The following is a 14,426-nucleotide window of genomic DNA, read 5'->3' on the forward strand; positions in this document are numbered from 1 at the left end:
CTCATGCCCTCATGTCGTCAGCAGCAGGGCAAACAGGATGCCCCACACCACCAGCAGGAAGTGCCAGTACAGCGCACACAGCTCAATGCTCGGCAGCACCTCCCGCGGCGCGGCGCCCTGCTGCAGGCGGAACAGGCTGCGCGACCAGGCGAATAGCCCGCCCAGCAGGTGCACGGCGTGCAGCGCCGTAAGCAGGAAGAAAAACGCATTGGCCGGGTTGGCCGCCAGATAGTGGCCAGCGGCCTGCAGCTGCCACCAGGCCAGCGACTGCCCAAGGATGAAGGCGATGGTGAAGCCCCCGCCGACCAGCAGTCCAAGCCGCAAACGCTGCGCATCGTCCCGGCGCGCGCCCTGCCAGGCCGTCTGCAGCGCCACGCTGCCGAGCACCAGGCAAGCGCTGTTCCACCACAGCAGGCCAGGCACCGCCAGCGGTTGCCAGTCATGGCCCATGTCGTGGCGCATCAGGTAGGCGCTGATGGTCAGTGCAAACAGCGAGGTGGCGACTGCCAGAAATACGCCCAGCCCCACCCGGGGGGCGCTGACGCCGACCGGCATCTGGCGGCTGCTCTCGCCTGCCGCCTGCGCCTCCCAGGGACGCACACCGATCGAATGGCTGAACAGCCAGCCACCGAAAATCGCCATCATCACGGCAATGAAGATCAGGGTGACGGTCATGGTGTCGCCCTCCCCGACGCGCTCTGATCGTCGAGCCGCTCGACCTCCTCGGGGGCCATGTTCTGCGGAATGAAATCCTGCTTGGCACCGGGCACGGCATAGTCGTAGGCCCAGCGATAGACCACCGGCAATTCGGCGCCGAAATTGCCGTGGCGCGGTGGCGTGTGCTCGGTCTGCCACTCCAGGGTGGTCGCCTGCCAGGGATTGGGGCCCGCCTCGCGGCCGCGGAAGTAGCTGCGCACCAGGTTGTAGAAGAACACCAGCTGCACCAGCGCGACGATGATCGCCGCCACGCTCATGAAGGCGTTGAGGGTCTGGATCGAGTCGGGAATATAGGCCGTCTCGCCATAGCCGTAGTAGCGGCGCGGTACCCCGGCAAAACCCATGAAGTGCATCGGGTAGAAGATCGCGTAGGTGCCGAGGAAGGTGACCCAGAAGTGAATCTTGCCCAGGGCGTCATCCATCATCCGGCCGGTGATCTTGGGGTACCAGTGGTAGATCGCGCCGAACACCACCAGCACCGGCGCCACCGCCATCACCATATGGAAATGGCCGACCACAAAGTAGGTGTCCGCCAGCGGCACGTCGACGGTGACGTTGCCCAGGAACAGACCGCTGAGCCCGCCATTGACGAAGGTGAAGATAAAGCCGATGGCAAACAGCATCGGTACCGTCATGCGGATGTTGCCGCGCCATAGCGTCAACACCCAGTTGTAGACCTTGATCGCCGTGGGTACCGCGATGATCAGGGTGGTGGTGGCGAACAGGAAACCGAAGTAAGGGTTCATGCCACTGATGAACATGTGGTGGGCCCAGACCACGAAGCTGAGCACGGCGATGATGATGATCGCCCACACCATCATGCGGTAGCCGAAGATGTTCTTGCGGGCATGGGTGGCAAGGATATCCGAGACGATGCCGAAGGCCGGCAGCGCCACGATATACACCTCCGGATGGCCAAAGAACCAGAACAGGTGCTGATAGAGCAAGGGACTGCCGCCCTCATGCCCGGACTGCTCCCCCAGGTTGAGCATCTCCGGCATGAAGAAGCTGGTCCCCAGCAGCATGTCGCAGAGCATCATCAGGATCGCCACCAGCAGCGCCGGGAAGGCCAGCAGCGCCATCACCGTGGCCATGAAGATGCCCCAGATGGTCAAGGGCAGGCGCATCAGCGTCATGCCCCGGGTGCGTGCCTGCAGCACCGTGACCACGTAGTTGAGCCCGCCCATGGTGAAACCGGCAATAAACACCGACAGCGACCCCAGCATCAGCAGAATGCCGCCATTGATGCCCGGCGTACCGGGACTGATCGCCTGGGGTGGATAGAGCGTCCAGCCGGCGCCGGTGGCGCCCCCCGGCACGAAGAAACTGGCCATCAGGATCAGCACCGCCACCAGATAGAACCAGTAGCTGAGCATGTTGAGGTAGGGAAATGCCATGTCCCGGGCGCCACACATCAGGGGTATCAGGTAGTTGCCGAAAGCCCCCAGAAACAGCGCGGTGAGCAGATAGACCACCATGATCATCCCGTGCATGGTCACGTACTGCAGGTAACTTGACGGGTCGATCAACGCAAAGGTGTTGGGGAAGCCCAGCTGCAGCCGCATCAGGATCGACAGCACCAGTGCCACCAGCCCGATGGCGATGGCGGTGATGCCATACTGGATGGCGATCACCTTGGCGTCCTGGCTCCACACATACTTGCCGAGAAACGTCTTGGGGTGCACCAGCTCCATGTTGTCGAACTCGCCCGGCTGAGCGTGGGGCACGCTGTGCTGTCCATGGTCGGCCATCCCTCACTCCTCCCCGTCACCGGCGTTCACCGCCGCTACCGTCATTGCGGGTTGCGGCAAGGTGGCGATATAGGCCACCACGTCGCGGACCGCGCGATCATCGACCAGCACCTGGGCCATCTCGACCATCTGGTTGCCGTAAGGATCCTCCCGGTGGCGACCGCGCACGCCCTCACGAAAGTTGTGCAGTTGCCGTTCCAGGTACCAGTCAGGCATTCCTGCCAGGCGCGGGCCGTTGGTGGCACGGATGCCCTCTCCCTGCTGGCCATGACAGTTGGCGCAGGTGCGGTAGCGCTTTGCACCGCGCTCGACATCACCGCCTTCGAGGCTGGCCTGGAGCGGCTCGTCGGCCAAGGTTTCGATATAGGCCGCCAGGTCGGCAATCGCCTGGCGATCCGGCAGCATGGTGGCAAATGGGCGCATCTGACGGCCGTAGGTGTCGTCTTCATGAGTACCGCGGGCTCCAGAGCGGAACAGCTCGAGCTGACGTTCCAGATACCAGGCATCGAGCCCCGCCAGCTTCGGCGCGTTGAGCGGCTGATTGCCCTGCCCCTCGGCGCCATGGCAAGCGGCACAGCTGGTGTAATGTGACTCGCCCGCTTCGGGATCGCCCGGCTCGCGCGCCGCGATATCGGCGAAGGTGGGCTGTTCGGCAAGCCAGGCGTCGAACGTTTCCTGTTCCACCACCTCGATGCGCCCGCGCATGGCGAAGTGGGCGATACCGCACAGCTGCGCGCAGACGATCTCGTACTCCCCGAGCACGGTCGGCGTGAACCAGAAATAGGAGGTCTGTCCCGGCACCATGTCCATCTTGGCGCGGAAGTTGGCCACCTTGACGTTATGCAGCACATCCTTGGAGCGCAGCACCATCTTCACCGGCCGGTCGACCGGCAGCAGCAAGTGCGGCGCGTTGATCAGAATATCGTCCTGGCCGGCCGGATCATCGATCAGGCCGAAGGGGTTATGCTCATCGATGAAGCGGTTGTGCGCCGAGCCGAAGCGGCCATCCTCGCCGGGAAAACGGAAACTCCAGTGCCACTGCTGGCCCACCACTTCGACCTGATGGGCATCCTCGGGGGGCGAGACGAACGACGCCCAGACCACCAGACCAGGCGCCAGCAAGCCGGCAATGCCCAGCGTGGTGAGACCCGTCAGCCATAGCTCCAGCGATTTGTTCTCCGGGTCATACTGGGAGCGCCGCCGATGGTTGAAGCGATAGCGAACGATCACATAGGCCAGGAACAGGTTTACCGCGAGGAAGACCGCGCCGGTGACCCACAGGGTGATCTGGATGGTGTCGTCGATCTTCCCCCAATTGGAAGCCAGCGGCGTGAGATACCAGGGGCTGAAAAAGAAAAACAGCACCGAGCCCACCGCCAATACGATTACCATGATCGCCATTGCCATCGGCAGCCCTCTTCCCCGCGCCTATATTATCAGTCAGCCATTCTGCTAATTTAGTTAATGACTGACTGTCACTTACGACCACCTGCCTATATATAGAAACGCTACTAGCAGTGCATAAAACGAAATAAAGAAAGTTTCATGTTTAAACACCGGTACCACAGTGGTGACGCCGCTCTTCCGCGGTGACCTTGTCGATGATCACCTCGGGGTGGTGGCGGTGAATCACTGAGTAGACCTTCGACTCCTGTTCGTTGGCAACGTCGACCATCATCAGGAAAGCGCCGTTCTCAATATCGTCCTCGTACTTGTCGACCTTCACGTCGTGTACCGATACGCCGATCATGGTGCTGGTCCAGACCCCGAACAGCCCGCCGAAGATGCCCATGCCGGCAATGACAGCGGTGATGCCGGTGTTGCTGAAGCCTTCACCGAGTACGTAGTAGACCAGAACCCCGAGCGCACAGCCCAGCGGGATCCCGAACAGCAGGCCGCGCACGGCGGCATGTCCGACGTCGGAGGTCTGGCGCAGGGTGGCGTTGTTGACACCACGCTCCTTGAGATGGACCCAGTCGCGTCCGGTAACATGCACTTCATTACGGGACAGACCCAAGTCATCCAACTCGTGGGCGATATTGACCGTGGTCTCCAGGTCGGGCGTCAGGAAATAGAGGCGCTGCATATCATGCCCTCCTCAATAAGATGCGGATGGCGCAATGCAACAGGGCGCACATTCAGACTGTGCGGAACGCTTCCTTAACAACTACATCCTGTATTAACACGGCGCCAATAATGACCCGCTTAGTTGTATTTCCTTTATCAAGGTTGTCTATATCTGCAGTTTGAGCAAGTTTCTTTTATGTTGATTGCGACTAAGCCGTGGCGAGTTGATACAGGCATCGCGACCCGGCCCGACGCAAGCATGGGGTGTACCTGCCAACGCTGACGGGTAAACTGCTCATGGCTTGTGCACAGATTCACTCGACAAAGGACCCGGCGCCGACCATGGGCAGCTCCCCACCGCTCTACCTGCAGATTCAGCAGCACCTGCTGGAGAAGATTCACAGCGGCATCTGGCCGGCAGACCATCAGATCCCCCCCGAGGAGCAGCTGGCCAGGGACTTCGGCGTCAGCCGCATGACCGCCAACAAGGCGATTCGCGACCTGGTTCAGCAAGGCTACCTGACCCGCCAGCCGGGGCTCGGCACCTTCGTCACCGACCGCAAGGCGGAGTCGTCGCTGGTCGACGTCCACAATATCGCCGAGGAAGTGCGCAGCCGTGGGCACCAATACGCCAATCGGGTGTTGACCAGTGAAGCCATCGCTGCCGATGACGAGGTCGCACTGCGTCTCGGGGTGCGGCTCGGCACCCGGGTCTTCCACACCCTGATCGTGCATCGCGAGAACGACGTACCGATCCAGCTCGAGGAGCGCTACGTCAATCCACGCTGGGTGCCCGACTACCTCGATACCGATTTTACCCGGCATACGCCCAACGAAGTGCTGGTGGCAGCCTGCCCGATTACCGATATCGAACACGTGGTCGAAGCAATACTGGTGGATGCCACCACCGCCGAGCATCTCGACACCGATACCCGGCACCCCTGCCTGAGCATGATTCGTCGCACCTGGTCGGGGGAGAACCTGATCAGCTATGCCCGACTGATTCATCCCGGCGAGCGCTACAAGCTGCGCTCTTCGGTACATCGCAACGGCTCCTGATCAGACTCGTCCTCAACGCAACGCGGCCTGGCATCTGCCAGGCCGCGTTGAAGCATAGAGCCCTCGTCGAACTACCCTCCCGAGAGTGCCAGGGCCAGATACCCCGCCGGCACCGCCAGCAGCAGGCTCAGCGCTACGCGCATGAACCACACCGCTACGATGCGCGCCACCGACAGCGGAATGCTGGTGGAGAGGATGCAGGGGATCGATGCCGAAAAGAACAGCACGCCGGATACCGACACCACTCCCGCGGCGAAGCGCGCCACGAACTCGGCTTCCGCCATCAATAGCGCCGGCAGGAACATCTCGGCCAGCCCCGCCGCCGACGCCTGGGCCAGAGCCGCGCCATCCTCGAGTCCCCAGATCGCCACGAACGGGTAGAACAGCCAGCCCAGCCACTCGAACAGCGGCGTGTACTTGGCCAGCAGCAGGCCCAGCAGCCCTACCGACATGATCGAGGGCAGGATGCTGATCGCCATTACCAGCCCCTCGCGCACATTGAGCGCCACGCTGCGGTGCAGGCCCGGCGCCCGTTCGGCGACCTCGAGCCCGGTGCGCCAGGCGGTAGCCAAGCGCTTGCCCGGCACGGCCTCCGGCTCACCATCAGGCTTGCTGTCATCCATACGCGACAGCGGCGGCAGACGCACCGTCACGGCGGTAACGATGAAGGTGATGGCCAGGGTCAGCCAGAAGTAGAGGTTCCACACGCTCATCAGGTCCAGGGTGCGCGCCACGATGATCATGAAGGTCGCCGATACCGTGGAGAAGCCGGTGGCGATGATCGCCGCCTCCCGCGCCGAATACTGCCCCGCCTGATAGACACGATTGGTGATCAGCAGGCCAATCGAGTAGCTGCCGACGAAGGACGCCACGGCATCGATGGCGCTGCGCCCAGGGGTGCGCCAGACCGGTCGCATGATCGGCTGCAGCAATACCCCGATCAGCTCCAGCAGGCCATAGCTGATCAGCAGCGCCAGAAACACCGCGCCGATCGGCACGATCAGCCCTACCGGGATTACCAGCCGCTCGAACAGGAACGGCAGCATATCCGGCTCATGTAGAAACCCCGGCCCCCAACCGGTCATGGCCATTAGCGCCGCCGCCACCCCGGCGATCTTCAATACGCTGAAGATGCGCTCGGTAAGGCTGCGGTTCCAGTAGCCCTTGATCAGCGGATAGGCGGCACCGGCCACGATCAGCGCCAGGGCATAGAAGCCGCTCAGGTCGCCGAGCAGCGTGCGGGCCCCGGTGACCATATGGTCGAGCAGGATGGTGGTGTTACCGGCGATGGTGACCGGCACGAAGAAGATCAGGATACCCAGCGCACTGGGCAGAAACAGCTTGAGCACCGTGGCAGGCCGAGCGACGGCCTTTGAACGGCGCCCATCGGCCGCCGTGTGTTGGTCCGGCATGGGGAGCCCCTCCCTCTCATTGTGTTGTTGGCGGTGGTAGGAAATCGCATGGCCAGCGTTGGCATCGATAATATGTATATACAATACACAGAAAGACATCGCCATTCCCCATCGCCAAACAGCGCCTATACTTTGGTCTTATGCAGACCTCAGCCAGACGCTATCCGGTATCGAAGCAGATATTTAAAACCCAATAAAATCAATTAAATATATAAATATCATCGTTCGCTGACGGCGCCACACTCGTCGCCGTCTCGAGACCGATGCAACGCGCCACTTGACGTCATGGCAGGGCTTCGCTAAATGTATATACAAACACATCATCCTAGTCAGGAGGCCAGCATGCCAGCGCACCCGACCAATGCCCTGCTATGGCGCGACGTCACGCTCTTCGACGGCCATCGCACTCACCCCGAGCCGATGGCGGTGATCGTCGAGGGCGACCGCATCGCACAGGTGGCACCCATGGCCGAGACAGACGCCGCGCAGCTCGCCGCCTGCCGCGAGATGGCCCGCGGCGGCGTCCTGACCCCCGGCCTAGTGGATTGCCACACCCACCTGGTGTTTGGCGGTTCGCGGGCCGATGAATTCGAGCAGCGCCTCGAAGGCGTCAGCTATGAGGAGATCGCCCGCCGCGGCGGCGGCATCCTCAGCACGGTCAACGCCACCCGCGCGGCCAGCGAGGAGGCGTTGTTCGAGGCCGCGCGACCACGCCTCGAGGCGTTGATGGCCGACGGCGTGACCACAGTAGAGATCAAGTCCGGCTATGGCCTGACGCTAAACGACGAACTCAAGATGCTGCGCGTGGCTCGGCGCCTGGGCGAGGCACTGCCGGTGCGGGTGGTCACCACCCTGCTCGGCGCCCACGCCCTGCCGCCGGAATTCAAGGACGACAGCGACGGCTATATCGACGTGGTGTGCGAGGAGATGATTCCGGCCGCCGTTGCCGAAGGCCTGGCCGACGCCGTCGACGTATTCTGCGAGAAGATCGCCTTCTCGGTGGCCCAGTGCGAGCGGGTCTTTGCCGCCGCCAAGGCCCACGGACTGCCGATCAAGGCCCACGCCGAGCAGCTCTCCAACCTGGGGGGCAGCGCCGCGGCGGCACGCCATGGCGCCCTCTCAGCCGACCATATCGAGTACCTCGATGAGGCCGGCGTGGCCGCGCTACGCGAGGCCGGCAGCGTCGCCGTACTGCTGCCCGGCGCCTTCCACACCCTGCGCGAGACCCAGCTGCCGCCCATCGACACCCTGCGCCGCGCCGGCGTGCCGATGGCCGTAGCCACCGACGCCAACCCCGGCAGTTCGCCGATCTTCAACCCGACCCTGATGCTCAACTTCGCCTGCACCCTGTTCCGCCTCACGCCCCAGGAAGCGCTGGCCGGCATGACCGCTCACGGTGCCCAGGCGTTGGGGTTGGCAGATCGAGGGTTGGGACGAATCGAGGCCGACGCCCCCGCGGACCTCTGCCTATGGGATGTCGACACCCCGGCGGCGCTGGCCTATGCCGTGCAGCCCGGCCGCCTGCGCCAGCGGATCTACGGTGGAGAGTTGAGCCATGGATAAAACCATCGATATGTCGCCCTGGGCCGGCCGCGAGGATCCCGAGGCCGACAGCCTGCGCTGGCACCAGACGATTCAGCCGCTGACGGCCGCCAGCCCCGCCGGCGTCGCGCTACTTGGCTTCGCCTGCGATGCCGGCGTGGCCCGTAACAAGGGCCGTATTGGCGCCGCCAAGGGCCCCCGCGCCCTGCGCAAGGCGCTCGCCTCGCTGGCCTGGCATCGACAGGCTCCGGCCTACGATGCCGGCGATGTCACCTGCCATAGCGATGCCGATATGGAAGCCACCCAGGCGCGGCTCGCCGACCGCCTAGCCACTCTGCTCGCCGCAGGCCACCTGCCGGTGGCGCTGGGGGGCGGCCACGAGATCGCCTTTGCCAGCTGGTCGGGGCTGGCACGCCACCTGGAAGCCCAGGGCGATAACGCGCCCAAGGTCGGCATCATCAATCTCGATGCCCACTTAGACCTGCGCGACCCCGCCCATGTGCGCTCCTCCGGCACCCCCTTCGCGCAGATCGCCGCCGAGTGCCACAGCCGCAACTGGCCGTTCCGCTACGCCTGCCTTGGCGTCAGCCGTGCCGCCAATACCCGCGCCCTGTTCAGCCGCGCGCGCGAACTGGGGGTGCTGGTACGCGAAGATCGCGAGATCGATGCCAAGGGACTGGATGCCGTGGTCAGGGACCTGCAGCGCTTTATGGCGCGCTGCGACCACCTCTACCTGACCATCGACCTCGACGTGCTGCCTGCCGCCGAGGCACCCGGGGTCAGTGCACCAGCGGCACGCGGTGTCTCGCTGGCCCTGATCGAGCCGCTTATTGAAGCGGTACGCGATAGCGGCAAGCTGCGTCTCGCCGACCTCGCCGAGCTCAACCCCGATCTTGATATCGACCACCGTACCGCCCGAGCGGCGGCGCGGCTGGTACACCACCTAACGTTGAACTGACCTCACAGGAGACCGCCATGAACAGCCATCAGACGTTTGATCCGCGCCACGATGCCTCGCGCCAGATCGCCGCCCCCACCGGTAGCCAGCTGACCTGCAAGAGCTGGCTCACCGAGGCGCCCATGCGCATGCTGATGAATAACCTCCACCCGGACGTGGCCGAGCGCCCCGAGGACCTGGTGGTCTACGGCGGTATCGGCCGCGCCGCCCGCGACTGGCAGTGCTTCGACACCATCGTCGAGACCCTCAAGCGTCTGGAAGACACTCAGTCGCTGCTGATCCAGTCCGGCAAGCCGGTGGGCGTGTTCGAGACCCACAAGGATGCACCGCGGGTGCTGATCGCCAACTCCAACCTGGTGCCGGCCTGGGCCAACTGGGAGCACTTCAACGAGCTCGATAAGCAGGGCCTGATGATGTACGGCCAGATGACCGCCGGCTCGTGGATCTATATCGGCTCCCAGGGCATCGTCCAGGGCACCTACGAGACCTTCGTCGAAGCCGGGCGCCAGCACTACGACGGCAAGCTCAGCGGCCGCTGGATCCTCACCGCCGGCCTCGGCGGCATGGGCGGCGCCCAACCGCTGGCCGCAACGCTGGCCGGTGCCTGTTCGCTGAATATCGAGTGCCAGCAGACCAGCATCGACTTCCGCCTGCGCACCCGCTATCTGGACGAGCAGGCCGACGACCTCGACGATGCCCTGGCGCGCATCGAGCGCTACACCACCGAGGGCAAGGCGGTCTCCATCGGTCTCTGCGCCAACGCCGCCGAGGTGCTGCCGGAGCTGGTCCGGCGCGGCGTACGCCCCGATATGGTCACCGACCAGACCAGCGCCCACGATCCGCTGCACGGCTACCTGCCCGCCGGCTGGACCTGGGAGGACTACGTGGCGCGGGGCAAGCGTGAGCCCGCCGCCGTGGTCAAGGCCGCCAAGCAGTCCATGGCGGTCCACGTGCAGGCCATGCTCGACTTCCAGAAGATGGGCGTGCCGACCTTCGACTACGGCAACAATATCCGCCAGATGGCCGAGGAAGAGGGCGTCGAGAACGCCTTCGACTTCCCCGGCTTCGTGCCGGCCTATATCCGTCCGCTGTTCTGCCAGGGCGTCGGGCCGTTCCGCTGGGTGGCGCTCTCCGGTGACCCGGAGGACATCTACAAGACCGATCAGAAGGTCAAGGAGCTGATCCCCGACGACCCGCATCTGCACAACTGGCTCGACATGGCCCGCGAGCGGATCGCCTTCCAAGGGCTGCCGGCACGGATCTGCTGGGTCGGCCTCAAGGACCGCGCCCGCCTCGGCCAGGCCTTCAACGAGATGGTCGCCAATGGCGAGCTCAAGGCACCCATCGTGATCGGCCGCGACCACCTCGACTCCGGCTCGGTGGCCAGCCCCAACCGCGAGACCGAGGCGATGATGGACGGCTCGGACGCCGTCTCCGACTGGCCGCTGCTCAACGCCCTGCTCAACACCGCCGGCGGCGCCACCTGGGTCTCGCTGCACCACGGCGGCGGCGTGGGCATGGGTTACTCCCAGCACGCCGGGGTGGTGATCGTCGCCGACGGCACCGATGATGCCCACGCCCGCCTCGGCCGGGTGCTGCGCAACGACCCGGGTACCGGGGTGATGCGCCACGCCGATGCGGGCTACGATATCGCCAAACAGTCCGCCCGCGACAACGGCCTCGACCTGCCGATGCTCGATAAGTAACGACAGTCACAAGCAATGCCATATGCCCAGGAGCGCCGGGGGCAGGCCGTAGAGGAGGTTTGCGCCATGGATGGCGCAAGGTAGCGCCCAGGGATGGGTTTACAGCGCCTCCTCGCAGGCCTGCCGCCGGAACAGCTCCTACGCCAACGAGCTTCCAAACGCGCTGAGAGCCAGATCAGTTCAGCGCGAGCAACGACACGCTTCTTAAAAGAGATTCACCGCATGTCATATCTCGAGATTCAACCCGGCAAGATGACCCTGGCCCAGGCCCGCCAGGTCTTCGAGGCACCCATCCCGGTCAGCCTGCCCGACAGCGCCAACGCCGCTATTCAGCAGGCCGTGGACTGCGTCAACCAGGTGGTGGCCGATGATCGCACCGTCTACGGCATCAACACCGGCTTCGGCCTGCTCGCCCAGACCCGTATCGCCCACGAGCACCTCGAAGACCTGCAGCGCTCGCTGGTGCTCTCCCACTCCACCGGCGTCGGCGCGCCCATGGACGACGCCCTGGTGCGGCTGATCATGGTGCTCAAGGTCAATAGCCTGGCCCGCGGCTTCTCCGGCATCCGCCGCGATGTGCTGGATGCCCTGATCGCCCTGATCAACGCCGAGGTCTATCCACACATCCCCCTCAAGGGCTCGGTAGGCGCCTCCGGCGACCTGGCCCCCCTCGCCCATATGAGTGCGGTACTGCTCGGCGAGGGCAAAGCCCGCTACCAAGGTGAATGGCTGCCCGCTCGCCAGGCACTGGAGATCGCCGGTCTCGAGCCCATCACCCTGGCCCCCAAGGAGGGGCTGGCGCTGCTCAACGGCACCCAGGTCTCCTGCGCCTATGCGCTCAAGGGGCTGTTCGACGCCGAAGACCTCTACGCCGCCGCCACGGTATGCGGCTCACTGACGGTAGAGGCCACCCTCAGCTCACGCTCCCCCTTCGATGCCCGTATCCATGAGGCGCGCGGCCAGCAGGGCCAGCTCGACGCCGCCGCGGCCTACCGTCATCTGCTCGGCGAGCGCAGCGACATCAGCGACACCCATATCGACTGCGACAAGGTGCAGGACCCCTATTCGCTACGCTGTCAGCCGCAAGTGATGGGCGCCTGCCTGACCCAGCTGCGCCAGGCCGCTGAGGTGCTGGCCGTCGAGATCAATGCCGTCTCCGATAACCCGCTGGTCTTCGCCGATAGCGGCGACATCATCTCCGGCGGCAACTTCCACGCCGAACCGGTGGCCATGGCCGCCGACAACCTGGCGCTGGCCATTGCCGAGATCGGCTCGCTCACCGAGCGGCGCGTGTCGCTGATGATGGACAAGCATATGTCGCAGCTGCCGCCCTTCCTGGTGGAGAACGGCGGGATCAACTCCGGTTTCATGATCGCCCAGGTGACGGCGGCGGCCTTGGCGAGCGAAAACAAGGCACTGTCGCATCCCCACAGCGTCGACAGCCTGCCGACCTCGGCCAATCAGGAGGATCACGTCTCCATGGCCCCGGCGGCCGGCAAGCGGCTGTGGGAGATGGCTGACAACGTGCGCGGCATCATTGCCATCGAGTGGCTGGCGGCCTGCCAGGGGCTCGACTTCCGCCAGGATGAGAGCGGCCAGCGCCTGCTCACTACCGAGGCCCTCGAGCAGGCGCGCTCAGCGCTGCGCGAACGCGTCGACTACTACGCCAAGGACCGCTTCTTCGGCCCCGATATCGAAGCGGCCAGCAAGCTGCTCGCAGCGCGCACCTTGAGCGCGCTGGTGCCCGCGGATATGCTGCCCAGCGCGCGCTGAAGCGGCCGGCTGCACCGCTCGTTCGAACACCCCGCGGCGCCTGGCCGCGGGGTGCGTCACCCCTGCTTGATCCAACCACAAGAGTGCTCCATGAATGCCATCGTGCTGGCCATCCTGGTGATGGTCTCCCTGAGTCTTGCCCGCGTTTCCGTGGTCTTCGCGCTGATCGTCGCAACTCTGGTCGGCGGCTTGTTCGCCGGCATGCCGCTGGGCGAAATCCTCGACGCCTTCAACGACGGTCTTGGCAATGGCGCCACCATTGCCCTCTCCTACGCCGTGCTGGGTGCCTTCGCCGTGGCGCTATCGCGCTCGGGCATCACCGAGCTGCTGGCCAACCGAGCCATCGCCGGCCTCAATCTCGACAGCGACGGCGGCAACCGTCGACTGGTGGCCTACACCCTGCTGGCGGCACTGCTCGCCGCGGCGGTCAGCTCCCAGAACCTGATTCCGGTGCATATCGCCTTTATCCCGGTGCTGGTGCCGCCGCTGCTCAAGCTGATGAATCACCTCAACCTCGATCGGCGGGTAGCCGCCTGCGTCATTACCTTCGGCATCACCGCCCCTTACATGCTGCTGCCGGTGGGCTTCGGGGCGATCTTCCTCAACGATATACTGCTCGCCAACCTCAACGAGAGCGGTGCCGAGCTGGGCCTCGAAGTCACCCGCGGCATGGTGCCGATGGCAATGGTAATTCCCATCGGCGGCATGGCGCTGGGCCTCGCCGTGGCGGTGCTGTTCAGCTATCGCAAGGGGCGCCACTACGAAGACCGCGACCTGGCCCACGGCGACGAGACGCCCGCCGAAGCGGCACGCCACCTGGCGACCTGGCAGAAGGTGGTACTGGCAGCTTCGCTAGTAGGGACCGTAGCGGTGCAGCTGCTGACCGGTTCAATGGTGCTGGGTGGGATCTTCGGCTTTGCCCTGCTGTCGGTGAGCGGTGTGTTCCGCTGGCACGAGCAGGACGGCATCTTCACCGAAGGCATGCGCATGATGGCGCTGGTGGGCTTCATCATGATCTCGGCGGCGGGTTTTGCCAGCGTGATGCAGGCCAGCGGCGAGGTCGAGGGTCTGGTGGCGGGCTCCGCCGAGCTGATTGGTGACAACAAGGGATTGGCCGCCCTGGTCATGCTGCTGGTGGGGCTGTTCATCACCATGGGCATCGGCTCGTCATTCTCGACCATCCCCATTATCGCCTCGCTGTACGTGCCGCTGGCGCTGGGCTTCGGCTTCTCGCCGCTGGCCACCATCGCGCTGGTGGGTACCGCCGCCGCCCTCGGGGACGCCGGCTCGCCGGCCTCGGACTCGACGCTGGGCCCCACCGCCGGCCTCAACGCCGACGGGCAGCATGATCATATCTGGGACACCGTGGTGCCTACCTTCCTGCACTACAATATTCCGCTGATCGCCTTCGGCTGGATCGCCGCCATGATCCTTTGACAAG

Annotated in this window: 11 protein-coding genes; 6 read left to right on the forward strand and 5 right to left on the reverse strand. The window is 64.6% G+C overall.

The window, feature by feature from the left end; all coding sequences use genetic code 11:
- Positions 1-9: 9 nt before the first annotated feature.
- The 4 genes from IEI94_RS10390 to IEI94_RS10405 form a co-directional block, all read right to left on the reverse strand.
- Positions 10-675, reverse strand: a complete 666-nt coding sequence (locus IEI94_RS10390) for a cytochrome c oxidase subunit 3 (protein ID WP_191167232.1) — start codon at positions 673-675, stop codon at positions 10-12.
- Positions 672-2,468 carry a cbb3-type cytochrome c oxidase subunit I gene (locus IEI94_RS10395; RefSeq protein ID WP_191167233.1) on the reverse strand — a complete coding sequence of 599 codons (1,797 nt, stop codon included), beginning with the start codon at positions 2,466-2,468 and terminating at the stop codon, positions 672-674. The genes IEI94_RS10390 and IEI94_RS10395 overlap by 4 nt, the downstream gene beginning before the upstream one ends.
- A gap of 3 nt (positions 2,469-2,471) precedes the next feature.
- Complete coding sequence (locus IEI94_RS10400) at positions 2,472-3,875, reverse strand: c-type cytochrome (RefSeq protein ID WP_191167234.1); 1,404 nt, start codon at positions 3,873-3,875, stop codon at positions 2,472-2,474.
- Positions 3,876-4,017: 142 nt separating this feature from the next.
- On the reverse strand, positions 4,018-4,554 hold the full coding sequence (locus IEI94_RS10405; protein ID WP_191167235.1) for a DUF1269 domain-containing protein: 537 nt from the start codon (positions 4,552-4,554) through the stop codon (positions 4,018-4,020).
- Positions 4,555-4,877: 323 nt separating this feature from the next.
- Between IEI94_RS10405 and hutC the strand changes: the two genes are divergently transcribed.
- The gene (hutC, locus tag IEI94_RS10410; protein WP_191167236.1) at positions 4,878-5,594 is read left to right on the forward strand and encodes a histidine utilization repressor; all 717 of its coding nucleotides are present in this window, start codon (positions 4,878-4,880) and stop codon (positions 5,592-5,594) included.
- 71 nt (positions 5,595-5,665) lie between these two features.
- On the opposite strand, the gene IEI94_RS10415 is transcribed toward hutC, so the two are convergent.
- Entirely contained in the window at positions 5,666-7,006 is a 1,341-nt protein-coding gene (locus IEI94_RS10415; RefSeq protein WP_191167237.1) for a YjiH family protein, read from the reverse strand.
- A gap of 342 nt (positions 7,007-7,348) precedes the next feature.
- Here IEI94_RS10415 and hutI point away from each other — a divergent pair, with 342 nt between their 5' ends.
- The 5 genes from hutI (at position 7,349) to IEI94_RS10440 (ending at position 14,422) form a co-directional block, all read left to right on the forward strand.
- The gene (gene hutI, locus IEI94_RS10420) at positions 7,349-8,569 is read left to right on the forward strand and encodes an imidazolonepropionase (RefSeq protein ID WP_191167238.1); all 1,221 of its coding nucleotides are present in this window, start codon (positions 7,349-7,351) and stop codon (positions 8,567-8,569) included.
- Positions 8,562-9,506: a formimidoylglutamase gene (gene hutG / locus IEI94_RS10425; protein WP_191167239.1), complete on the forward strand. Its 945-nt coding sequence runs from the start codon at positions 8,562-8,564 to the stop codon at positions 9,504-9,506. Before hutI ends, hutG begins: the two co-directional genes overlap by 8 nt.
- A 17-nt stretch (positions 9,507-9,523) precedes the next feature.
- Positions 9,524-11,212: a urocanate hydratase gene (hutU, locus tag IEI94_RS10430; RefSeq protein ID WP_191167240.1), complete on the forward strand. Its 1,689-nt coding sequence runs from the start codon at positions 9,524-9,526 to the stop codon at positions 11,210-11,212.
- A gap of 222 nt (positions 11,213-11,434) precedes the next feature.
- Positions 11,435-12,985, forward strand: coding sequence for a histidine ammonia-lyase (hutH, locus tag IEI94_RS10435; RefSeq protein WP_191167241.1), 1,551 nt, complete (start codon positions 11,435-11,437; stop codon positions 12,983-12,985).
- 90 nt (positions 12,986-13,075) lie between these two features.
- Complete coding sequence (locus IEI94_RS10440) at positions 13,076-14,422, forward strand: Na+/H+ antiporter family protein (RefSeq protein WP_191167242.1); 1,347 nt, start codon at positions 13,076-13,078, stop codon at positions 14,420-14,422.
- Positions 14,423-14,426: the final 4 nt, after the last annotated feature.

The organism is Halomonas sp. ML-15, assembly GCF_014779595.1.
Taxonomy (GTDB): domain Bacteria; phylum Pseudomonadota; class Gammaproteobacteria; order Pseudomonadales; family Halomonadaceae; genus Franzmannia.

Excerpts from the sequence above, each read along its gene's own strand:
- IEI94_RS10390 (WP_191167232.1), bottom strand. The coding sequence starts at position 675 with ATGACCGTCACCCTGATCTTCATTGCCGTGATGATGGCGATTTTCGGT.
- IEI94_RS10395 (WP_191167233.1), bottom strand. The coding sequence starts at position 2,468 with ATGGCCGACCATGGACAGCACAGCGTGCCCCACGCTCAGCCGGGCGAG.
- IEI94_RS10400 (WP_191167234.1), bottom strand. The coding sequence starts at position 3,875 with ATGGCAATGGCGATCATGGTAATCGTATTGGCGGTGGGCTCGGTGCTG.
- IEI94_RS10405 (WP_191167235.1), bottom strand. The coding sequence starts at position 4,554 with ATGCAGCGCCTCTATTTCCTGACGCCCGACCTGGAGACCACGGTCAAT.
- hutC (WP_191167236.1), top strand. The coding sequence starts at position 4,878 with ATGGGCAGCTCCCCACCGCTCTACCTGCAGATTCAGCAGCACCTGCTG.
- IEI94_RS10415 (WP_191167237.1), bottom strand. The coding sequence starts at position 7,006 with ATGCCGGACCAACACACGGCGGCCGATGGGCGCCGTTCAAAGGCCGTC.
- hutI (WP_191167238.1), top strand. The coding sequence starts at position 7,349 with ATGCCAGCGCACCCGACCAATGCCCTGCTATGGCGCGACGTCACGCTC.
- hutG (WP_191167239.1), top strand. The coding sequence starts at position 8,562 with ATGGATAAAACCATCGATATGTCGCCCTGGGCCGGCCGCGAGGATCCC.
- hutU (WP_191167240.1), top strand. The coding sequence starts at position 9,524 with ATGAACAGCCATCAGACGTTTGATCCGCGCCACGATGCCTCGCGCCAG.
- hutH (WP_191167241.1), top strand. The coding sequence starts at position 11,435 with ATGTCATATCTCGAGATTCAACCCGGCAAGATGACCCTGGCCCAGGCC.
- IEI94_RS10440 (WP_191167242.1), top strand. The coding sequence starts at position 13,076 with ATGAATGCCATCGTGCTGGCCATCCTGGTGATGGTCTCCCTGAGTCTT.